We start from the raw sequence: 21,845 nt of genomic DNA, 5'->3' as shown, positions 1-21,845 counted from the left end.
CTCGCCTCACACGCCCCGGGAGGGCGCCCCACCCGGCGTCGACGAGGCCCCGGCGGCGTCGGCCGGTCCAGGTCTCGCGTCCCCCGACCGGACGGTCTGGTCGACGATCAGCCGCGCGACCTCGCGAAGCTTCACGTTGCGCTGCTGGCTGAGCCGCGCGAGGTGCTCGAACGCCTCGTCGCTCGAGCACCTTCGGCGCGCCATGACGATGCCCTTGGCCTGGTCGATGACAGCACGCGACTCGAGCGCGGTGTTGAGCTGCTCCGTGAGCGTCTGCAGCTGCTCCTGCTGACGCAGGCTCGTCAGGACGGCGCCGACGGTGTGGCCGAGCAGCTCGCCGACGTGCACATCCACCGCGCCGAACGCGTCCGGCGTGCTGCTGTACGAGTTGAGCACGCCGAGCACCCCGTCCTCGGCGACCACCGGTACGGCGAGGCACGACGCCGCGTCGTCGGGCGACAGCCGCTCGGCGAGGCGCGGCCACCGCGGGTCGCGCCACAGCGCCCCGCTGACGACCGTCTCGACGGTCGCGTGCGCCTGGGCGCACGGACCCTCGCCGGCCATCAGCTGGAGGCCGTCGACGTGCGCGGCCGACGCCCCCGTGGACGCCACCATCTCCGGCTGCAGCGGCGACCCGAGCTCGAGCGAGACCGCCGACGCGGCGGGCTGCGCCACGAGGGTCGCCTGCGCCATGCGGCCGAGGAGCTCGGTCGACAGGCCCGTCTCGGACCGCGCCTGGGACAGGTCCGCGAACGCGGAGACGAGGTCGAGCACGCGGGATGTCGAGAGAGCCGCCTGGGTCGCCGTGGGCAGGAGGGTCCACGTGACCCGGTCCCGAGCGGGAGCCGTCACGGCGAGCGTCACGTCCTCCGCGATCCCGTGCCGCGGGACGAGGGTCGTGGTGAGCCGTTCGGGCTCGGGCCCCGCGGCGGCGAGCGCGGTCCGTACCGCGCCGCGCGCGGACGGTGCGACGAACGCCTGGAGCGGCTTGCGCAGCAGCTGCACCACGGACACGCCGAGGTACCCGGCTGCGGCCGCGTTGGCCGCGACGAGCGATCCGGAGCGGTCCGTCGTCACGACCGGCACCGGGAGGACGGACGCGAGCCAGTTCTGGTGGCGCTGACCGGCGTCGCGCTCGGCCGCGAGCGCCGCGATCTGCTCCTGCTGCGCGCGCAGCCTCTCGTCCGCCGCGCGCAGCTCCTCGTGCGCGGTCGCGAGCTCCAGCGCGGCCGTCGGCCACGGCGCGTCCGGGCCCGCGCCCTGCTCGTCCTGGACGCCGTCGGCGGGGCGGCCGAGGAGGTCACCCACGGCGATCAGGCCCGCCGTGTCGGCCTCGGTCGACCGGACCGCGCCCGCGTCCTCCGGGTCCATGGCAAGCCCCTTCCCGTGGCCCGGCTCCCAGCGTTGCACGCCGGGTGACGGGACGGGTCGTTCAGGCACCGGCGGCTCGGTCGCGGGCAGGGACGGTGCGACGGGGCGGAGGTGCCGCGACGCAGTCGCGGACGGGGACCTCGAGGACGGGGGCGGGCCGGTCGAGCGCCGCGAGCACCGTCCGCGCGACGTCGCCGAGCGTGACCGCACGGCCCGACGCCGCACCGAGCAGCATCGAGAGCGCCTCCAGCGCCGTGCACCCGTTGCACCGCACGACCGCGGTGAGCGCCTCGTCGACCACGGCGGCGTCGCCGGGGGTCGCGAGGAGGGCACGGAGGGAGGCTGCGGGCTCCGGGTCGAGCCCGGACGGCCACCCGGTGGCGGGGCCCGGTGGGGCCGCTGCGGTGCCGAGCGCCCGCCCGACGGTGGCGGCCGCCGACGACGCGTGCGCGGCGAGGCGCCCGACGGCGTCGCCGGGCCACGCACCCGGGACGGTTCGGTAGGCGGTCACGGCGAGCTCCACGGCGTCGTCGACCCGCGCGGGGATCGCGAGCGCCGACCGGAGCCCGGAGCCCAGCACCGCGGTCCGCCACGGCAGCCAGCGGTCCTCGACGACGACGTCGGGGACCATCACGCCGCAGGCGGCGTCCAGCGCGTCGAGGCACGGGCCGAGCTGGTGCCGCGCGACCACCGCGTCGCACCGACCGGCTGCGGGGTCCGAGGCGGCGACCGCCGCCGGATGGCCGTGGACGCGGAGCACCGCCCCCACGGGGAGGCCCAGGTCGCAGGCCGTGGAGACGACCGACGTGACGAGATCTCGGACGAGGGTGACCATGAGGTGCCGTCCCGTACGCCGCGCGGCGTACCAGCGAGTGCACGCGCCTTCCGGCGCACGGCCATGGTCTTGACCGGAGCTCCACCCTCGCACCGGGTCGGCACTCCCTCAACCCGAGCGCGTCCTGGGCTCCAGCGCGCGCCCGCTGGTGACACGGGCGAGCCGGTGTCCGACCGTGGAGAGCCGTAGAGGTCGCATGGCTCGGGCCGGGCGGTACGGGGCCGCCCGGGAGGCCGCTCAGCCCCGCGTGACGACCGACTGCACCTCGGCGACCGGCACCGCGACCGTCGTCCACGGCGACTCGAGCGAGTCCGGGAGCCCGGGCAGGGTGAGCGTGGTGCCGTCGACGCGGAAGCCGACGTCGTACACGAGCCGCATCCGCGCGGCGTGCGCGGGTCCGGCGTCCGTGGCCTCGGTGCCTCGCGCGGACGACCGGACGTACACGTGCGAGCACGCGTCGGACTCCGTCGTCGTGAACGGGCACGTGATCACGCCCGAGCCGTCGCCGGGGTCGACCTCGAGCCGCGCGGGCGTGCCGACCGCCGACACCGCACCCGACGACGCCGAGATGGCGCCCGGCCCGGCGCCCTGCGCCCAGAACCACGTCTCGACCCCCACGACCGTGCGGCCGGGCGGGTTGAAGCCGACGTCGAAGACCGGGGCGCCGAGCGCCCCGAACGCCGACTGGGCGAGCTCGCTCAGGCTCGGTCCGGTGTCCTCGGGCAGGTACCACGACCAGCCGTACTCAGCGGGCCCGTCGGCCGGCTCGCACCACTGGAACGTGTAGATGTGCTCGGGGCTCGGGCGCTCCTCCATCGGCCAGTCGGCCTCGGGGATGCGCGACGGGTTGTTGACCGAGCAGGCCGTCGTGCCGACGCAGAACTCGTAGTCGCCCATGCCGATCACCGACGACAGGTCGCACGTCGGGGTGCTCGGCCCGCTGCTGCCGCCGTCGCCGGGGGTCGTCCCGCCGTCCTCGTTCCCGCCCGGGCACGCCTCCTCCCAGATGATGTTGCCCTGCTCGTCACGGCCCGCGTCGACCAGCATGCAGCCGTCCTCGGCCGACGCCGGCGGCGCGAGCACCACGGGCGACCAGAGGACGAGCCCCGCAGCGGCGAGGAGCGTGACGAGCCGCGCGACGCCGGCCAGGCGCCGGGCGAGCCCGCGGGAGGGTGTGCGGGACGGCGTGGCGGTCAGCTCGTCGCTCAGCCTGTCGCTCAGCCTGTCGCTCAGCCTGTCGCTCAGCCTGTCGCTCAGCACTGGATCTCCGTCTCCTGGGCGCCGAAGAGCCTCGTCACCTTCCACGACCCGTCCGCCTCGGTCAGCTCCCAGCCCTGCGGCAGCACGCCGTCGTCTGCGGCGACCTCGGTGCCGTCGGGGCCGATCGCGACCCACGGGTCCTGGTTCACGCACTGCTCGACGCGCGCCGTCGTGCCGTCGACCGTCACGACGGGCTCGCCGAGCTCGGGTGCGCCGGACCGCTTCATGCCGATGTCGAGGTACTGCGCGACCCGGCCGACCTGCTGCCCGGTGACCTCCTCGCTCGCGATCGCGAAGAACGGCGCGGCGTCGGGGTCCGGGCCGTTCTCCGACGCGATGACGGCGTCCCAGAAGGCCGAGTGGACCTCGAGGACGTCGGCGACGACGGCGGGGTCGGCGGTCGGGGTGGGGCTTGGCGTCGGGCTGGGCTCCGCCTCGACGGCAGGCGTCGTGGGGGCGGGCTCGGGGACCTCCGTGGAGCAGCCCGCGAGCACGCCGACGAGCACGGCAGGGGCGAGCAGAGCGGGGGCGATGCGCGACGGCACCCTCATCGACGAAGCCTCCGGAGGATCGCGGACCTGACGGACGATGATGACACGGCCCCCGCCGGGGCGGCTCGGCGTGGCCGACTCAGCCGGAGGCGGTGACCAGCGACTGGATCTCGGCGACCGGCACCTCGGCCGACGCCTCGACGCTCTGGCCGGTCAGCTCGCGCGGCGTCGGGTCCAGGCTCGACACCCACGACGCCGTCCACCGGGCCTCGGCCGTCATCGTCGCCGTCGGCACCGACAGCCCCGCCTTCACCGGCTGGTTCGCGCTGGACCGGTCGAACCACACCCGGCACGCCCCGGCCGGGTCCGCCCCCTCGCTCCACGCCACACCCGCACCCACGCACTGCGCCCCGTCCGAGCCCGGTGCGTGCACCGACAGCCCTGCGAGAGACGCGTCCACCCGCGCCCACGTGCCCGTCGACACCGACGCCGTCACCGACACGCTCTCGAGCGCGTCCTCGACCCACACCCACGTGTCCACGCCCACGACCGTCGCGCCGTCGCCCGCCCGCATCGGGTTCCACGCGAGTCGCCCGACCGGCAGCTCCATCTGCTCGTACGCGATCTCCGCGAGCACCTCGGGCGGCACGTCCGCACCCGGCGGCACCTCCCCCGGCACCACGTAGACCGCCGTGTGCGTGTCGAAGTACCGGTTCGTGTAGTCGAAGAACCCGTCCCAGTCGCCGTCCGGCCAGTGCGCGCTCGAGCAGCGCGGCGACCACCACCCGCCCTCGGTGTCGTCCCGGTGCTCCCCGTAGCCCGGGTACGGCTCGAAGTGGTCCTCCTCCGGCAGACGACGCATGAGCTCGTCGAACCGGCCCTCGTCCCACCACGACGCGTACTCCGCGCCCGTGGCCACGAACCCGTACCAGCACACCGGATGCGCCCGCACCGACGACGCCGGCACCTCGACCTGCTCGCCCCCGCCACGCACCGCGGTACCGCTCACCTGCACCGTGATCGACCCGCCACCCGACGACGCACCCGCTCCGCCACCGTCCCCCGGGGACGGTTCGGAGGGGCAGCCGCGGTCCTGGCAGCCACCGGGCGGAGACGTCGACGCGGCGGCGGGACTGCCGACAGCGACCACGACCGCCGTCGCGAGCCCCAGCAGCGCGGGCCCGACCGACCTCAGCACGACCCGCCCACCTCCTGGGAGGCCACCATCCAGCCGGTGGGGCCCTGCGACAGGTCCGCGCGGATGCGGATGGGCTGCAGCCCTCGCTCCGCCCCGGTCTGCGCCTCGCCGCTCGCCGACGTGAGCGTGCTGTCCCTCTCGTCGAGGCACGCCTCGACGATCGCCGCACCCGAGCCGCCCTGGACGTCGCGGAGGTCGAGGGTCGTCGTCCCGCCGACGACGTTCCCCGCGGTGCGGATGTTCTCCACCGTGTTCCGGACGGTCTCCACGATCTCGGGGGCCGCCAGGAGCTCGAGCTCCGGCGTCACCCCGCCACTGGTGAGCGACCGGCGGTACTCGACCTCGAACAGCGTGTACGCGTCCAACGCGGCACGGAGGTCACCGGTGACCTCGGGCAGGTTCGTGAACGTGATCCCCAGCTCCGCGTCCGACCGGTCCATCGGCCCCTCCGCCGTGGGCGCCGGGGTCGGCGTCGGGGTCGGGGTCGGCTCGACCGTCACCGTCGGCGACGGCGGCTGCCCCACCGTCGGCTCGTCGGCGGTGCAGCCCGCCAGAACCCCCACCAGCACCACAGCGACCACCGGGACGACCGCACCCCTACGGGCCGTGCCACCCATCCTCGTCACCACGCCGACCCTCACGACTCCTCCGCCTCAGGGAACTCCTCGCCACCGCACGTCCACGGCACCAGCGACTCCACGAACCGCGCCACGTCCTCGAACCCGTCACGCCCCTCGACGGTCTCGAACAGCTCGACGTGGACCATGCGCGAGTCGTCGCACACCCAACGGCCATTCGGCCGACGAGCGGGCCCCGTCACGTAGCCGCCACCGGGCGCGTCGGCCTCGATCGCGACCGCGTTCTGGGTCTCGCTCAACTCGTCGCGGTACTCCTGCGGGGCACCCCAGCCATGGCCCTCGATCGTCTGCCAGAGGACGCTCAGCACCGTGTCACCGTCCCCGTCCAGCACCGCGCACCGGAAGGTCCAGAACTCCGACTCCCTCTCCCCGGTCTGCTCCACCTCCGGGTCCTCGATCCCGGTCAGCAGCTCCGCACCACGGGCCGGGACCCCGTCGCACACGAACGGCGCCTCGGCCTCCACCGGGACCGGGTCCGTCGACGGCGCGGAACAACCCGCGACGACCACCGCGACCGCAGACGCGGCGAGGACCCCGCTGCCCCTCACCGCTCCGCCCCGCGCTCACGCCCGCGCACGAACTGCGCGTCGACGTCCGGGATGAGCTCGGCGATGTCCACGCCGGCACCACCACGGATCCAGTTCATGAACGACTCCCTCGTGTCGGCATCGGTCAGCACGGACTCGTCGAGGCTCCCGCCCGAGAACCACGGGTACGTCCTGCCCTCGAGGTCCTCCCGACGCATGTCCTCCAACCGCGTCGACTCGGCCAGCGCGAGCGCCATCGCGATCTGCAGGTCCTGCCGCGCCGCCTGCTGGGCGTCGAAGTTCCGCCCGTCGGCCGCTGCCTGGTTCCCCGTGACGGAGCTCGTCAGCGAGTCCTTGCCCGCGCTCAGCGCCTGATCGGCGAGGAACGACGTGAAGGTCTTCCCGGTGGGGACGAGTCCCACGACGTCCGCCGTCAGGTCGACGAACCTCTTGTTCCGCTCGTCGACGGCCTTGCCCGCCGCCTCGCTCGCGCGCTCCAGGTTGCCCATCATGAACCCGACCAGCGCCGCCGAGTCCTGCACGGCGCCGGCCACGAACGCCCGGTACGACGCGTCGTCGTCGTACGACTGCACCGCAGAGTCCATCCGGTGCGCGTTGAACGCCGCGACCGCCGCCGCCATGTGCTCCATCGCCGCGTCGTCCGTCAGCACCTCCCCGAAGACCGTGTTCAAGGTGTCCAGCGAGAAGTCCGCACCCACGGGCAGCCCGAGCGCCCACGGGAAGTCGGCCCCGGGTTCCGACGTGGACGGCTCGTCCGGCCCGTCCGTCCGACCCGCCCCCACACGGTCGACGTCGGCCACATAGGCGGCGAGCAGGTGCGCGAGGCTGTCCTTGCCCGCATCCCCGATCTTGGTGTCGCCGTCACGGCTGCCCAGGAAGTGCACGGTCGCCGACGCGAGCCACGCCGCGCGCTCCTGCAGCTCGACCGGCACGTCGGCCCGGTGGAAGGCCGTCGCGCCCGCGTCCAGCGCCTCACCCAGGGCGTTGAAGTCGTCCGCGCGCCAGGACCGCTCCTGGATGAGGTACTCCGCACGCTCCTGCGCGACGTCGCCGCCGCCGTCGGGGTTGACGAAGTCCAGCGCCGCCTGCGGGGTCCGGCCCATCGCCTCGAACAGACCGACGAACGGGTCGTAGTGCGCGCCGTCGTCGTCCGTGCCCAGGCGCCAGCTCATCACCTCGCCGTTCATCTGCTGACCCCACACGGGGCCGAACTGGTCCTTCTCCCACTCGTACAGAACCTCTCCCGCGTCGACGAGGAACGCGGACTCGTACTCGCCGAACCGCAGCACCTGGGACAGCCCCCACCCGGCGCCGTCCGGCACCTCCGTGGCCCGCTCGGCCATCTCCCGCGCGAAGTCCGGGTGGTCCCGGCGGAACCCCGACGAGTGCGACGACGTCGCGAGCCCCTGCCCGTACGCCTCCATGAACTCCTGCTGGAGCTGCGAGATCCGCTCCATCACGTGGGTGTTCTCGTCCCACACGATGTCGGTGTCCTCGTACATGTACTGCATGTTCCGCGAGTACGAGTCGGCCAGACGGCGCAGCACCAGCGGCACCTCGACCGCCCGCTCCGGGCCCAGCTCGCCGAACAGCCCGTCGGTCACCGCCGGGTCGTCCGCGTACTTCGCCATGAGCGTCGTGTAGTGCTCGAACCGCTCGACGTCCTCGCGCGACGGCGTCCGGTTGCCCGGGTCCAGCCCCTCGATCCCGCGCGCGATCTGCACGCCGAGCTGGGCCTTGACGTTCGCGAGGGTGTCCTCGCCGGTCAGCTCGTACGTCAGGACGCCACCGGCCGGCACGTTGCCGCCGTCGCCCGTGTTGTAGACGATCGCGAGCTCGACGCGCGTCTCGAGCTCGTTCGCGAGCTGGCTCGCACGGATCAGCGGGTCCGAGAGCGCCTTGAGCGGCGCGGTCGAGCACAGCGCCCGACCCGCCGCGTTCGCGACGTCGGTCCACTCGTCCATCGCCTCGTCGAAGAAGCCCCGGATGTCACCGACGACGCCCCGGCACGCGTCGACGTCGATCGAGACCCGCACGCACCGCGACATCAGTACCCCCCGTGGTGCCGCGACGAGCCCACCCGCGCGTCGATGCGCGCGCTGCTCGCCTTCCAGCCCTCGTACGGGTCGTCCGCGTCGACCTCGGCGGGCTCCGACGCCGCCTCGTCGCTGCACAGACGACCCTGCGCCTCGAACGCCGCGGTGACGGCGGAGCCGACCCCCTCGAGCTCCTCGGCGTAGACCGTCCGGTCGCGCGACGGCGAGACCCACGCGTCCTCGAGCCGGGCCAGCACGCCCGCGAGCGGGTTACCGCCCGACGGGGCCAGCCGCGTGGGGCCCTGGTACGCACGCGCCGACGCCGAGCGGCACCGCAGCCTCAGCAGGTTGGTCCGCATGTCGGGCGCCTCGTCCTGCTCGCTCATGCGCCACACCCCCCGTCCCCGGCGGCCCCCGCCACCCGTCGCACGTCGCCCCGCGCCACCCGCGGACGGCGCACCGCCGGTCACCCTAGCGGTGGTGCGGACCCCAACCGGGCGAAGTCACCCGAACTGGTGCATCACTCCCACATCCCGTTCGATCTCTGGCAAGGTGAGCGCGTCATCCGACAGACGACCCAGGAGAACTCATGGCTCTGACCGCCGAGCTCAGCACCCTCGAGGCGCTCTACACGACGCTCAAGAACAACGTCACGAACGCGTACGAGATCCGCACGTCCACGGACCGCGACCTCGGCAACGCCGTGTGGGAGACGCCGAACGCCGAGGCGTTCCGTGCAGCGTGGGAGCAGTTCCGCCCGCACCTGCAGAAGTTCGAGGAGACCCTCGCCGCGGCCGCCACGGACGTCGCCAACAACCACAACAACAACGCCGCCGTCAACGGCGTGAACGACGCCCCGAACCTGGCGCCGGTCTCGCCGCTCTGACGCGGACGTGACGACGGGCCGGCGGACCTGAGCCGCGGCCCTCGACGCACGGTGGCCCCGGACCGCACGACGGCCCGGGGCCACCCGTCCGTCCGGGGCCGCTCGACGGCCCCCCGTCCGCCTGTCGCGCTCAGTCCGTCGGGGTCGTCATCGGGACCTGGACCCACTCCCACGAGCCGGCCCGCACGAGGATGCCGCGTCCCTGCGGCACCGCCCCGCCGACGGATCGCGGGAGCCTGGCCGTGAAGACGTCCCCGTCGGCCGACGAGCGCGGCGCGAGCAGGAGGCCCGTGCGGGCCTTGCGCAGCGTCGCCGTCACGCCGCGGTACATGCCGGTCACCTCGTCCACGCCGCACGCGACGGCGAGCGCGTCGCCGGTGTCCCGGATGCCCTTGTAGTACTCCTCCGCGACGGCGCTGAGGGGGTGCTCACCGCCGAGCACCTCGAAGTCGTCGACCACGAGCAGGCGCGGCCCGCGCACGTCGAGCGCGGCGCGCAGAGCGTCGGGGGCGTCGTCGGCCGTCAGCACCGCCGTGACCCCGCGCCCGCCCGTCGTGGCGAGCTCGCGCAGGGGGCTCCGCCGCGGCGCGACGACGGCGACCTTCCACCCCCGCGCGAGCGCGTCGCGCGCGGTCGCGAGGAGCGCGGTGCTGCGTCCCGACCGCTGCGGCCCGACGACGAGGAACCCGGGACCGTCGACGTCGACGTCGAGCGAGCGGACGCCGAGCGTGTCCCCGCCGACGCCGACGAGCAGCTCGGTGCGCGCCGCGGGCTCCTCGCGCAGCGCGACCGCCTGGGCCCAGTCGAGGACGACGGGCAGCTCGTCGACGCGGCGTGGCCGCAGCGAGCGCGGGAGCCGCCCCGCGCGCGCGGTGGCCTCGGCGGCGAGCCGCTGGAGCGCGGCGACCTGCGCGGTGCCCGAGGCGTCGTCGGTGAGCAGCGCGAGCTGCACCTCGGTCGCGTGCTCGCCGCTGCGGAACGCGCGCCCCGCGGGCATGCGCGTCGGCACGTCCTTCTGCCGCATGCCGACGTAGGAGTAGTCGTCCGGGGACGGCATGCGCAGGAGCAGGCGGTCCTCCAGGGCGGCGCCCATGCGGCCGACGAGCATGGTCCGGTCACCCGTGAGGACCGCCCGCAGGCCCACGGCCTGCCCCTCGCGCAGGAGCGTGAGCAGCTGGTCGAGCATCTGCCCGCCGTCCGACTGCTCGAACGCCGCGACGAACCCCTCCCACCGGTCGAGCGCGAGCACCACGTACGGGAGGCGGTCGTCGGGCGCCGCGGCCGCGCGCTGCTCGCCGACGTCCGCGAACGCGCCGGCCGCGAGCAGCTGCTGACGGCGCGCGACCTCGGCGCCGAGCATCGCGAGCAGGCGACGCACGCGGTCGGGCTGGTCGCGCGTCACGACGGCACCGACGTGGGGCATCGCGACGAGCGGGAGCAGCGCCCCGTTGCCGCAGTCGATGCCGTACACGTGCACGTCGCGCGGCGACGTCTGCGCGGCGATCCCCGCGGCGACGAGGCGCAGCGCACTCGACCGACCGGACCGCGACTGGCCCGCCACCGCGAGGTGCGAACCGCCCACGAGGTCCCACGTGAGCGTCTCCTGGCGCTGGAGCGCGGGCAGGTCGCCGAGGCCCAGCGGGACGGGCGGCACGACGCCGACGGTCCGCTCGGTCACGACGAGGTGGTCGGCGAGCACCACGACCTCCGGCAGAGCGGGCAGCCACGGGCTCGGCGAGCGCTCGACGCCGACCGACTCGGTGGCCCCGGTCACGGCGCGGACCAGCAGCGCGAGGTCCGTCGGCGTGCTGACGTCGTCGTCCGCGCGGGCCACGGGCGCGGGGGCCGCGGTGCCGAGCGTGGACCAGTCGAGGACGCGTGCGGCGACCGTGGCGGTCCCGCCCTCGGCGCGCGGCCGCCCGCCCACGCGCGCGGACTGGAAGAGCATGAGCTGCGAGTGCCCCAGGCGCGCGTACGCACGGCCCGGGTTCGACGGCGCGATGTGCGCCGCGACGTCGGACTCGACGACGTCCTGGCTGTCGCCCGGGTCGGTCACGCGCAGCGCGATCCGGAGGTTGGTGTTCGACTTGATCTCGGCGCTGACGACGCCGGCGGGACGCTGCGTCGCGAGGATGAGGTGCACGCCGAGCGACCGGCCGCGCCGGGCGATGTCGACGAGACCCGTGACGAAGTCCGGCAGCTCCGCGACGAGCGCCGCGAACTCGTCGATGACGATGAGCAGGCGCGGCATCGGCGGGTCCCCGGGGCCGCGCCCGGCGAGGTAGTCCTCGATGTCCTTCGCGCCCGCGTCCGCCAGCTGGTGCTCGCGGCGGCGCAGCTCGGCACCCAGCGACTCGAGCGCGCGCGTCGTGAGGTGGCCGTCGAGGTCCGTGACCATGCCGACGGTGTGGGGCAGGTGCGCGCAGTCCTTGAACGCCGCGCCGCCCTTGTAGTCGACGAGCACGAACGTCATCTCGTCGGGCCGGTTGCCGACCGCGAGCGACGCGATGATCGTCTGGAGCAGCTCGGACTTGCCGGATCCGGTCGTGCCGGCGACGAGCCCGTGCGGCCCGTCCGTCCGCAGGTCGATCGCGAACGGCCCGTCGGCACCCTCGCCGATCACGGCCGTCGTCGTGCGGCCGCCCGCTGACCACCCCGCGGCGACGCGCTCGGGCGTCGGCGGGTCGAGCCGGAGCACCGACAGCAGGCGGCTCTGGTTCGGGACGGTCGACGCCTCGGCGACGCTGCTCACGTCGTGCACGGGCGCGAGCGCGCGTGCGAGGCGCTCGAACCAGGCGGGCTCGACCAGGTCCGCGCGGACCGCGTCGACCGTGGGCCGGCCCGTGTGCTGCACCCGCAGCGCGCCGTGCACGCGGCTCACCACGGCGCGGCACTCCTCGGGCAGGAGCGTCACGTCGTCGTCGAGGCACAGGAAGTACATCTGGTGGGCCGGGCCCTCGCGCAGCAGCGGGACCATGCCGGGGAGCAGGCGCAGCGCCCGGGCGCCGTCGAGCACGACGAGCAGCGGCTCGAACGCGACGCCCCTGCCCCCCGACGCGGCCTCGCGGCGCGCGTCGAGCACCGCGGCCAGGTCGGCGACGCGGCGCGCGGTCGTCTCGGCGTCGGTCCCGACGACGGCCAGCGGGCCCGAGCCCTCGCCCGCGCGCAGGTGCGGGAGCCACCGCACCCACGACCACGTGGCTGCCTCGCCGCCGTGCGTCAGGACGGCGAGCCGCACGTCGGCGGGGCTGTGCAGCGCGGCGACCTGGGCGACGACCCACGAGGCGACCTGCTGCGCGAGCCCGTCGCGGCCCGCGACGCCCGTGACGCCCGCCTCGGCGAGCCGGACCGTCACCGGGACGTCGGGCGCGGTCCACGTGAGCGCGCCCTGGTGCTTGTCGCGTGCGGGGTCGGTCAGGACGACCTCGCTCGGCAGGTCGGCGGTGCCGACCCGGACGAGGAGCCAGTCGGGGTCGGTGGTCCGCCGCTCCCACAGCCGCGCACGCGGTCCGGTCGCCTGGAGCAGCACCTCGGCCGGGTCGGGCGCCTCGTCGCGGCGCGCGCGGCGCTCGACCATGAGCGCCTCGAACGCGGCCTGCTCGACGCGCGCCCGCTTGGCCGCGTACTCCGCCGCCTGCTCGACGTGCCGCGACCGCTGCGTCCGGCGGCCGTGCCACCAGTTCGCGAGCATGAGCAGCGGCGACAGGGCGATGAAGATCAGGGTGTAGAGCCGCTGCGTCACGAGGAACATGCCGAGGCCCATGACCATCGGCGCGATCATGACGAGCACGGGGATCGGCTGCCGCGCCGGCGCGGTGGGCTCCTTCGGGAGCACGAACTCCGTGAGCCGCGGCGCGGGGAGGAGGCGCGGCGGCCGGTTGTAGTCCATCGTCGCGCCGCCCGGGCTCGGGCTCAGCGACGCGTCCGGCGGCCGGGGCACGCCGTGCTCGAGCACGCACTCCCCCACCGTGAGCGGGACGCCGGGCTCCCACGTCTCGGCCCCGGTGAGGCGCGTCCGGTCGAGCTCGACCGGCGCGCGCGGCTCGTCGGGGTCGACCGTCACGTGGTCGGGCATCGCGGACGGCTCGGGTCCGCGACGCCGATGACGCCGACGACGACGCCCGCGGGTCTCGGACGGGACGTCGCCGTCGCCTCGGCGCGGCACGACGATCGGCCCGGTGAGCGGCGAGACGCGCACCGGGGGGTCGGCGTCCTCGAGGTCCCCGTCGAGCGGGCGCACCGTCACCGCACCGTCCGGCCGGACCTCGAGCTCGACGCGCGGACCCGCCCCGGTCCGCAGCGAGCTGCCGGGCCCGGGGCCCACGCGGTGCCGCCCCGGCCCGAGCCGGCGCACGGCCCCCGCACCCGGGCCGGAGACGACGCGCAGCTCCACGGCACCCGACGGCTCGGCGAGGCTCACGTCGAGCGGACCACCCACGCCGACGACCGCGCCGTTGCGCAGCGGGCTCGACGCGACCGGCTGGGCGGGGTCGAGGACGAGCGCGCCGACGACGAGCTCGGGCGGGTCGCCGACGAGGACGTCGGTCGCGGACGGCCCGCCGGGGACGGCCCCCGGCCACCGGCCCGCCGAGCGGTCTGAGGAACCTGCGGACCCTGCCGGTCCTGGGGGCTCGTCCGGCAGGTCGACGACGACGCCGAGGCGACGACCGGTGTCGCGCACGAGGCCCCGCGGCGCCGCAGCGCCCGTACCCACCCCGCCGGACGCACGGGGCCCACCCAGCTCGCGCTCGAGCCGCAGGGCCACGTCCCCGACGGTCGCGTCCTCGTCGCAGTCGACCGCGAGGTCGACGAGGTCGCCGTCGGGTGAGCGGGCCGCGCTGAGGTAGAGGCGCATGGCCGCCGTCAGGCGGAGCCGGGGAGCGTCGTGCCGCCGCTCGAGCCGGACGGGAGCAGCTCCTCGAGCAGCGCCGCCGTCGGCGCGGAGACCGACGGGACGCCCGACGCGTGCAGCGTCGCCTCGACGTCGGCCGCGACGTCACGCACCGCGTCCGGGCCGCCGGTCGCCATGGTCGCGCGGAGCAGGTCGCGCCAGAGGAGCTCCTCGAGCGGCGCGACGCGCAGGCCCGACCAGGCGGCCTCGCGGGCCGCGCCCGGGTCGTCGTCGTTCCAGCACAGGACGACGAGGCGGTGCGCGGCGTCGACGAGCAGGGACCGCGCCGCGCGCTCGAGCCGGACGCGCGCGAGCCACGCGTAGCGTCCCGCCGGACGCTCGGCGAGGACGCCGCCCTGAGCGAGCCGGAGCACCGCGGCGAGGTCGGCGCGCTCCTGCGCGGGCGTCCCGCCGCGCGACCGCGCGAGCAGCGACCGCACGACGTCCCAGTCCAGGACGGCGCCGGCGCCCAGCCGCAGCCGCCCGTCGGCGAGCCGCTCGAGCACGGGGCGGCCGTCCGGGTCGGGGCCGAGCCACGTCGCCGCACGGTCGATCGTCGCGTCGCGGACGGCGGCGGTGACACCGCGCGGCCAGAGCGCGCCCGCGAGGACCGTCGGGTGGACGCCCGCGGGGTGCAGCGCGAGGTGGACGACGAGCTCGGTGACGAGGGCTCGTCGGTCCTCGTCCACGACGCCCGGCGCGTGGACGCGCGGCGCACCGAGGATCGTGACCCGGACGGGCGCCGCCTCGAGCGAGCCGAGGTCGAGCGGGCGGTCCGGCGGGTCGACCGGCGGCCGCTCCCCCGTGTACTCGTGCTCGAGCGCGATCCGTTCGAGGTCGAGCGGCCCGTCGGGCTCGGGCTCGGGTGCGACGAGCTCGGCCAGCAGGGCGACGTCGCGCGCGGCGAGGCGGTTGGCCCGCACGACGACGCCGAGCACGGGCACCTCGAGCCCGCCCTCCGCGTCGACCACGAGCTCCCACCGCGCACCGGGGAGGGAGCCGACCGCGACGACGCCGAGCGGGGACCGCTGGTCCGCGGACGCCGCCTCGACGAGCGCACGGGACGCGTCGCCGTCCGCCGCGAGGGGTGAGCCGAGCACCGCGTACTCGGGGACCCACGCCGCGGACCCGGCGCCGCGCAGCCGGCCGCTGAGCACGCTCGTGCCCAGCGCGTCGACGCGGCGGCCGCGTAGCGTCGGCAGGACCGCGCCGACGTCGGCCACCGAGCGGTACCGCTCGGGCCGGAGCGCGGTGAGCAGCTCGGGCAGGTCGAGCCCGGTGACCCGCAGGCCGTCGCTCCAGCGGTTGGTCGCGAGCTCGGCCGCGACCGCCGTCGCGACCTCACGTGCGACGGCGGGGTCGCCCGTCACCGCGACGGGTCCCTGCGCGGCCTCGAGGTCGAGCAGGACGTCGGCGCCGTCGTCGTCACGGCCCACGGAGACGAGCCCCGGGAAGGGTGCGGGACCGCCGCGCGCGCGGCCGAGGTCGCCCGCCGCGAGCGTCCAGGCGGCGCCGTCGCGCTCGGCCGTCCACGCGCCCGGCGCGTCGGGGTCGGGAGGCGAGAGGAGCAGCGTGAGGCGCGTGTCGTCGACGACCGCGCCGTACGCACCGGGCAGGTCGCGGCCGGCCGTGCGCAGCGCGTCGGCGAGCTGGCGCAGCCCGCGGTCGAGCAGGTCCACGCGGCCCGGCGTCGCGCCGACCCGCAGCGCGACCTCGGCCTCGACCGCGTCGTCCGACGGCTCGGGGGTGCGGCGGCGGCGCCGGACCTGCTCGACGAGCGCGAGGACGCCCGCCGCGAGGAGCCCGACGCCGACGAGCTGCGAGCCGCTCAGGCCGCCGACGAGGTCGTCGGCCGCGCCCGCGTCCGTCCCTGCACCCACGTCGGCGGCGGTGTCGGCCGCACCGCCGTCCTGCGCGGGCGGCGCCTCCTGGACCGGCGGCGCCTCCTGGACGGGGGCCGGCGTGCTGACGGCGACGACGCGCTGGGCGCCGGCCGCGTCCTCGGGCATGACGAGCAGCCAGCCCGGCTGGATGAGGCGCGCGAGCGTCAGCTCCTGGCCGTCGGGCTGGTCGCGGCCCTTGTTGAGCTCGAAGACCTCCTGGTAGCGCCGACCGTCGCCGAGCTCACGCTCGGCGATGTCCCAGAGGTTGTCGTGGTACCGCCCCTCGGGCGGCGAGACGACCGTGACCTTCTTGCCGACGAGCTCGGCGCCCTCGTCCGGGTCGAGCACGATGTCGCCCAGGCGGTACTCGACCGACCCGGCCTGCTCGACGGGCGCGGACACGACGGCGGACCCCGCAGCGGACCCGAGAGCGGACCCCTGCTCGCCGACGGCCTCGGACGTGGCCGAGGCGGAGACCGACGCGGGCGCCGGCTCGGGCAGGTGCGTCGGCGCGCTCAGCGCGGTCGCGGGCCCCGCGGCCGTCGCGAGCAGGAGGACGGACGCGACGAGGGTCCGGGCGAAGCGCTGGCTCGGACCCGCGAGCGGGACCCGCCCGGGCAGCCCGACGCCGCGCAGCGCGCTGCGCAGCTCGACGACGACGCACCACGTGAACTGCAGCCACGCGATCCACACGACCCAGACGAGGACGGCGAGCACCTGCTCGGGCCCGATCGTGCCCATGAGGTCCTCGCGCGTGGGCAGACGCGTCGGCACCGCGGGCGGCCCGTCGAGCAGGAGGAGACCGACGGGCACCCCGACGACGAGCACGAGCAGCAGCAGGGCGGACCCGATCGACGTCGCGAGGTGCGAGCCGGTCGGCGCGGGCTCGACCGTCTGGAACCGGGCCGGGCCGGTCCGGGGCGGGGCGGTCGACGCCGTGGGCGGGGTGCTGCGGCTCATGGTGCTCCTGTGCCGATCTCGTCGGTGATGCCGACCGCCGCACGCGCGACGGCCGAGCCCTCGACGTCCAGCGAGTCGATGAGGACGAGGGACAGCAGCGCCGTCTCGACCTCGCCCTGCAGGTGGACCTCGACCTCGGTCGCCGTCGCGACGACGCCGATGTCGGCGGGTGCGTGGCCCTGGGCCACAAGGAAGTCCTCCGCCGCGCGGCGCGCCGCGGTCGGGTCGATGGACACCTGCCCGCCCGAGCGCAGGGACCCGATGTCCACCTGGTTGGCGCCGGCGCGCGCCGCCTGCTCCGCGGCGTCGAGCAGCGCGGCCCGTGCGTTCACGGCGCGTCCCCCGTCGACGACGAGGCCGGCGACCGCCATGAGGACGACGACGAGCCCGAGGACGAGGACGCTCGCGGCGCCGTCGTCGCCGCGCGCGACCGTCCGGAGGCGGCACGCGTGGGCGGACGCCACGAGCCGTCCCCCGACGGGGCGCGCGCTGCGGCGGTGCTGTGCGGTCACGGTCCCCCCGTCCTGCGGTACTGGTCGAGCGGTGCGGAGCTGCTCGCCGACACCGGGCTCGTACCACGGAGCCCGATCAGCCCCAGATCGTGCCACGACACCCGGCACGTCAGGTCGACCCGGACGACGCCGCCGGCGACGAACGACCCCGACAGGACCGCGGGGTCGCACGACACCGTCGACGGCAGGGCGTCGGCCGCGGTGCCGCGCGCAGCGGCCGACGCGCTCGCGAGGTCGCGCTCGAGGGTCGCGGCCCGGACCGCCTCGCGCGCGGCCGCCTCGGCGGCGCCCTCCGCCGAGACGTACCGGCCGAACGCGACGACGAGCATCATGACCATGACGAGGACGGGGACGAGGACGACGATCTCGACCGCCATCGAGCCGCGGTCGCCGTCGGGAACGCGGCTCACAGGTCGGGCCTGAACGTCTCGACGGGGCCCTCGATGCTGACCGAGACGCGCGGCGCGAAGCCTCGGACGATCTCGGCCGAGCGACCCGTGACCGTGACCCGCACCTCCTGCGTCGCCGGCAGCGGCGTCGCGTCCACGGTCACGTCCGTGAGCGCGTTCCCGCCCACCGCGGCTGCGAACTCGATCCCGCGGCGCTCGGCGTCGGCGAGCGCCGCGGGTGTGCCCTCACCCGCCCGCGCGACGCGGGCGGCCTCGCGCGCGACGGCACCGGCGACGTGGTTGCCGTGCCACGTGAGCCCGAACTGGACCGTGAGGAACGTGACGAGCATGAGCACCGGCGTGTACATGACGAGCTCGACCGAGCTCGCGCCGCGATCGGACGCGGCGAGCCGCCGCACGGAAGCGCGGCGCGGGAGGCTCGGCGCGGGACACCGGCCCTCCCGCGCCGTCGCTCCGTGCGAGGTGGGCATCAGGGGTTGCCACCGCCGCCACCACCGCCGCCGCCCCCGCCACCGGGCGGGTCGGGGATGGTGATGCTCTCGGCGTTGCGCGTGACCATGTTGTAGATCACCAGGCCGACAGCCGCCGCGAGGACGACGAGGATCCCGGTGATGATCACCCACTCGATCGCCGAGGCGCCGAGGTCCTCGGTGCTGCGGGCGCGCGCGACGCGTCGTCGCACCTCCATGAGCAGGAACTGGCCTGCTGCGAGGGCCGGTGAGTACATCGTCAGTCCTTCCGTCGGTGTCGAGGTCATGGTTCCCGGGATGGTCAGCTGCCGCCTCCGAGGACGGTCACCATCGCGGGGTAGATGAGGAAGATCAGGAAGCCGACGCAGAGCAGGAGCTGCGCGACGAGCATCGCCTGCGAGTTCTCGCCGGCCTTGCCCTCGGACTCGGCGAGCTCGCGCCGGCGCATCGAGTCGGCGCGAGCCGAGAGGGAGTCGCGGACCTTGGCGCCGTCCTCGGCGACCAGGGCGAGCGCCGCCGCGAGGTCGCGCAGCTCCGCGATCCGGAGCTCGGCACCGAGCTGGCCGAGGGCCGCCCACGGGGTCTCGCCGCGCAGCCGCGCCGAGCCGAGTGCGTTGCGGATCCGCACCATGCCCCAGCCGTCGCTCAGCTCCGACGCGCTCTGGAGCGCCTCGGGCACGCCGCGCCCGCCCGCGAGGCTCATAGCGACCAGGTCGAGGAACGAGCCCACGACGTGCCGGAAGTCGCGCCGCCGGTCGGCCGCCTGCGAGCGCACGAGGACCTGGGGCACCACGGCGCCCGTGAGCGCGAGGGCCAGCGCTGCGAGCAGCGGGACGTGCACCGCGACGCCGATCCCGAGCAGCACGGCCAGGACGGCGACGACGAAGGGCACGAGCAGGCCGGCGAGGGCCGCGAGGACCGTGACCGCGAGGTGCGTCTCCATCGGGCGGCCGACGACGGCGAGGTCGGACCGCAGCTGACCGAGCTCGAGGCCCGCCCCGTCGAGCGCGCGCGCGGCCCGACGGCCCACGCCCGCGGTCAGCCCGCCCGTGTCGGCCCCGGCGCGCAGGCCGGTCACGACGCCGGAGCGCTGGTGCGAGCGCACGAGGTCCAGGCGCGCGAGGTCCACACCGGCGCGCGAGCGCGGCGGTGCGAGGACGAGGCCGAGCAGCAGCAGGCCCAGACCGGCGACGCCGCCCGCGACGAGGACGGGGGTCACGACGCCCCTCCCGCGTTCCCGGGCCCGGCACCGGGCGGTCCGGCGACCGGAGCCCGGACGCCCGTGCGCTCGGGTGTCGCGACGAGGAACCGCTCGGGCACGTCGACGCCCGAGAGCCGCTTCATCCACAGGAAGCCGCCCGCGAAGCACGCGGCGACGGCCACGAGGGCGACCTGGCCCGCGGGCGTCCCGTAGGGCGCGACGTAGTCGGGGTTGATCGCGGTGAGACCCACGATCACGAAGACCGAGAACGCCATGACGATCTGCGAGGACCGGCGCGTCGAGCTGCGCCCGGCGGCGACGCGCTGGCGCATCTCCAGGTCGGCGCGCGCGGCCGCGGAGAGCGAGCCGAGCACCTGTCGCAGACCGGGACCGCGCAGCCTGGCGTTGAGGATGAGGGCGGCGACCACGAGGTCGGCGCTCGGGTCGTCGAGGTCGTCGGCGAGCCGCTGCAGCGCGACGGCGAGCGGCACGCGCACGCGCAGCCGGTCGACGAGGAGGCGCAGCTGCGGCTGGATCGCGGGCGAGGCCGCGTAGACGGTCGCGGGGATCGCCTGCTCGAGGCCCACCGCGCCGGCGATCGTGTCGCGCAGCGACTCGGTCCACGCCGCGAGGCCCTCGACGCGCGCGACGGCCTCGCGCTCGGCGCGCGCCCCGCCGAACAGCGACGGTGCCGCGACGACGAACGCGCCGACCGCGACGGCCGCGACGGGCCAGCGCGTGGCGACGAGGGTCGCGAGGCCCAGCGCGACCCCGAGCAGCGTGCGGCGGCCGAGGCGAGCGACGAGCCCGGGTCCGGACCGCACGACGCCGTGCTCGGTGCGCGCGGTCCCCGTGAGCGCGACCACGAGCAGCAGGACGCCCCCGCCGACGGTCGCGCCGAGGAGGGTCAGCAGCAGGACGTCGACCGTCACTCAGGCCCCCTGCGCCATCGCGTAGCCCGGCGCGTAGCCGACCGCCACGAGGTCGTCCATGCACGCGATCGGTGCTGCGGGGACGGCGGACCCGTCGGGACCGGGTGCGAAGACCTCGCTCGACAGCACGCGGCCGTCGACGCCGTTGACCTCCCGGATGCTCGCGACGAAGCGCCGCAGCCGCCCGCCCTCGTGGTAGCTGTTCTGCTTCTGCACGAAGACGACGAAGTCGATCGCGCCCGCGATGAGCATCATCGTGGCGTCGACGGGCAAGCGCTCGGCCGACTGGATCGCGTACGTCGAGATGCGGTTGAAGACCTCGATCGAGCTGTTGGCGTGGATGGTCGACAGCGACCCGTCGTTGCCCTGGCTCATCGCGTTGAGCATGGTCACGATCTCGTCGCCGAGCACCTCGCCGACGATCACGCGGCTCGGGTTCATGCGCAGGCTGCGGCGGACGAGCTCGGCCATCGAGATCGCGCCGTTGCCCTCCGAGTTCGGCAGCCGCTCCTCGAACGCGACGACGTTGGGGTGCAGGTCGCGGTACTCACCCAGGCCGAGCTCGAGCGCGCGCTCGACCGTGATGAGGCGCTCGCCGGGCGGGATCTCGTTCGCGAGCGCGCGCAGCAGCGTCGTCTTCCCCGCGTTGGTCGCACCCGCGATCATGATGTTCTTGCGCGCCGCGACCGCGGCCGAGAGGAACGCCGCGACGTCGGGCGACATCGAGCCGAACCGCACGAGGTCGTCGAGGTGGACGCGGGACAGCCGTGCACGTCGGATCGAGATCGCCGGGCGGGCGCACACGTCCATCACGGCCGAGAGCCGGCTGCCGTCGGGCAGGCGGATGTCGAGCTGCGGGTTCGCCGAGTCGAACGGGCGGCTCGTCAGGCCCGAGTACGCACCGAGGATCTGCACGAGCTCGACGAGCTCGTCGTCGGAGTCCGCGACGGGCGGCATGCGCACCTCACGGCCGTCCGCGTACTGCACGAAGACGTTGTCGCAGCCGTTGATGTCGATGTTCTCGACGTCCTGGTCGTCCAGGAGCGGCTGGAGGCGGCCCACGCCGAAGAGCGCCGCGTGGATGCCCGAGGAGATCTCCTCCTCCTCGACGGGCGACGGCGGCGTCCGTCCGGCCGTGAGCTCGGCGCGCGCGTGCGCGTCGAGGACGCGGTTGATCACGGCGCGCGCGAACTGCCGCTCGTCCTCGGCCGACATCGGCGGCAGGCCCGCCGCGGCGTCGTCGCGCCGCTGACGCGCGAGGATGTCGGCGACCTCCTCGCGGAGCCGCCTGACCAGGAGCTGGTCGAGTGCCACGTGACCTCC

General features: G+C 75.5%; 19 protein-coding genes. 1 reads left to right on the top strand and 18 read right to left on the bottom strand.

Features of this window, described 5'->3' with window-relative positions:
* Window positions 1-6: 6 nt before the first annotated feature.
* The 9 genes from IEV86_RS07580 to IEV86_RS07540 form a co-directional block, all read right to left on the bottom strand.
* Window positions 7-1,371 (bottom strand): GAF and ANTAR domain-containing protein, encoded by a 1,365-nt coding sequence (locus tag IEV86_RS07580; protein WP_052426004.1) that lies wholly within the window; start codon window positions 1,369-1,371, stop codon window positions 7-9.
* Between the two features lie 61 nt (window positions 1,372-1,432).
* The gene (locus tag IEV86_RS07575) at window positions 1,433-2,206 is read right to left on the bottom strand and encodes a GAF domain-containing protein (RefSeq protein ID WP_052426005.1); all 774 of its coding nucleotides are present in this window, start codon (window positions 2,204-2,206) and stop codon (window positions 1,433-1,435) included.
* Window positions 2,207-2,443: 237 nt separating this feature from the next.
* On the bottom strand, window positions 2,444-3,466 hold the full coding sequence (locus IEV86_RS07570; RefSeq protein ID WP_043604303.1) for a hypothetical protein: 1,023 nt from the start codon (window positions 3,464-3,466) through the stop codon (window positions 2,444-2,446).
* The gene (locus IEV86_RS07565) at window positions 3,460-4,017 is read right to left on the bottom strand and encodes a hypothetical protein (RefSeq protein ID WP_152605586.1); all 558 of its coding nucleotides are present in this window, start codon (window positions 4,015-4,017) and stop codon (window positions 3,460-3,462) included. The genes IEV86_RS07570 and IEV86_RS07565 overlap by 7 nt, the downstream gene beginning before the upstream one ends.
* 79 nt (window positions 4,018-4,096) lie before the next feature.
* Entirely contained in the window at window positions 4,097-4,966 is an 870-nt protein-coding gene (locus tag IEV86_RS07560; RefSeq protein WP_188484612.1) for a hypothetical protein, read from the bottom strand.
* A 182-nt stretch (window positions 4,967-5,148) separates the two neighbouring features.
* A complete protein-coding gene (locus IEV86_RS07555; protein ID WP_188484611.1) occupies window positions 5,149-5,781 on the bottom strand; it encodes a hypothetical protein in 633 nt (210 codons plus the stop codon).
* Between the two features lie 11 nt (window positions 5,782-5,792).
* Complete coding sequence (locus IEV86_RS07550; protein ID WP_043604312.1) at window positions 5,793-6,341, bottom strand: hypothetical protein; 549 nt, start codon at window positions 6,339-6,341, stop codon at window positions 5,793-5,795.
* A complete protein-coding gene (locus tag IEV86_RS07545) occupies window positions 6,338-8,377 on the bottom strand; it encodes a DUF6571 family protein (protein WP_152605587.1) in 2,040 nt (679 codons plus the stop codon). Before IEV86_RS07545 ends, IEV86_RS07550 begins: the two co-directional genes overlap by 4 nt.
* Before the next feature lie 11 nt (window positions 8,378-8,388).
* Entirely contained in the window at window positions 8,389-8,763 is a 375-nt protein-coding gene (locus tag IEV86_RS07540; RefSeq protein WP_152605588.1) for a hypothetical protein, read from the bottom strand.
* A gap of 203 nt (window positions 8,764-8,966) precedes the next feature.
* Here IEV86_RS07540 and IEV86_RS07535 point away from each other — a divergent pair, with 203 nt between their 5' ends.
* Window positions 8,967-9,263: a hypothetical protein gene (locus tag IEV86_RS07535; protein WP_043604319.1), complete on the top strand. Its 297-nt coding sequence runs from the start codon at window positions 8,967-8,969 to the stop codon at window positions 9,261-9,263.
* Between the two features lie 130 nt (window positions 9,264-9,393).
* Here the strand turns inward: IEV86_RS07535 and IEV86_RS07530 are convergent, their stop codons facing one another.
* Genes IEV86_RS07530 through IEV86_RS07490 form a run of 9 tightly spaced genes read right to left on the bottom strand, consistent with a single transcriptional unit; the run spans window position 9,394 to window position 21,836 of the window.
* The gene (locus IEV86_RS07530) at window positions 9,394-14,118 is read right to left on the bottom strand and encodes an FtsK/SpoIIIE domain-containing protein (protein WP_043604322.1); all 4,725 of its coding nucleotides are present in this window, start codon (window positions 14,116-14,118) and stop codon (window positions 9,394-9,396) included.
* An 8-nt stretch (window positions 14,119-14,126) separates the two neighbouring features.
* Window positions 14,127-16,997, bottom strand: a complete 2,871-nt coding sequence (locus IEV86_RS07525) for a hypothetical protein (RefSeq protein ID WP_188484610.1) — start codon at window positions 16,995-16,997, stop codon at window positions 14,127-14,129.
* Window positions 16,994-17,509: a pilus assembly protein TadG-related protein gene (locus tag IEV86_RS07520; protein ID WP_052426584.1), complete on the bottom strand. Its 516-nt coding sequence runs from the start codon at window positions 17,507-17,509 to the stop codon at window positions 16,994-16,996. The genes IEV86_RS07525 and IEV86_RS07520 overlap by 4 nt, the downstream gene beginning before the upstream one ends.
* Window positions 17,506-17,919 (bottom strand): TadE/TadG family type IV pilus assembly protein, encoded by a 414-nt coding sequence (locus IEV86_RS07515; RefSeq protein WP_043610408.1) that lies wholly within the window; start codon window positions 17,917-17,919, stop codon window positions 17,506-17,508. The genes IEV86_RS07520 and IEV86_RS07515 overlap by 4 nt, the downstream gene beginning before the upstream one ends.
* Window positions 17,916-18,389, bottom strand: coding sequence for a TadE family protein (locus tag IEV86_RS07510; RefSeq protein WP_052426585.1), 474 nt, complete (start codon window positions 18,387-18,389; stop codon window positions 17,916-17,918). The genes IEV86_RS07515 and IEV86_RS07510 overlap by 4 nt, the downstream gene beginning before the upstream one ends.
* Window positions 18,389-18,676: a hypothetical protein gene (locus IEV86_RS07505; protein WP_229734541.1), complete on the bottom strand. Its 288-nt coding sequence runs from the start codon at window positions 18,674-18,676 to the stop codon at window positions 18,389-18,391. Before IEV86_RS07505 ends, IEV86_RS07510 begins: the two co-directional genes overlap by 1 nt.
* A gap of 14 nt (window positions 18,677-18,690) precedes the next feature.
* Window positions 18,691-19,608 carry a type II secretion system F family protein gene (locus tag IEV86_RS07500; protein ID WP_188484609.1) on the bottom strand — a complete coding sequence of 306 codons (918 nt, stop codon included), beginning with the start codon at window positions 19,606-19,608 and terminating at the stop codon, window positions 18,691-18,693.
* Window positions 19,605-20,522 (bottom strand): type II secretion system F family protein, encoded by a 918-nt coding sequence (locus IEV86_RS07495; protein WP_043609424.1) that lies wholly within the window; start codon window positions 20,520-20,522, stop codon window positions 19,605-19,607. Before IEV86_RS07495 ends, IEV86_RS07500 begins: the two co-directional genes overlap by 4 nt.
* Window positions 20,523-21,836 (bottom strand): TadA family conjugal transfer-associated ATPase, encoded by a 1,314-nt coding sequence (locus IEV86_RS07490; RefSeq protein WP_043609427.1) that lies wholly within the window; start codon window positions 21,834-21,836, stop codon window positions 20,523-20,525. It abuts the gene before it with no gap.
* Window positions 21,837-21,845: the final 9 nt, after the last annotated feature.

Source organism: Cellulomonas carbonis, from assembly GCF_014636275.1.
Taxonomy (GTDB): domain Bacteria; phylum Actinomycetota; class Actinomycetes; order Actinomycetales; family Cellulomonadaceae; genus Actinotalea; species Actinotalea carbonis.
Note: the sequence above shows the minus strand (reverse complement) of the source record. Positions and strands in the feature narration are given on the sequence as shown.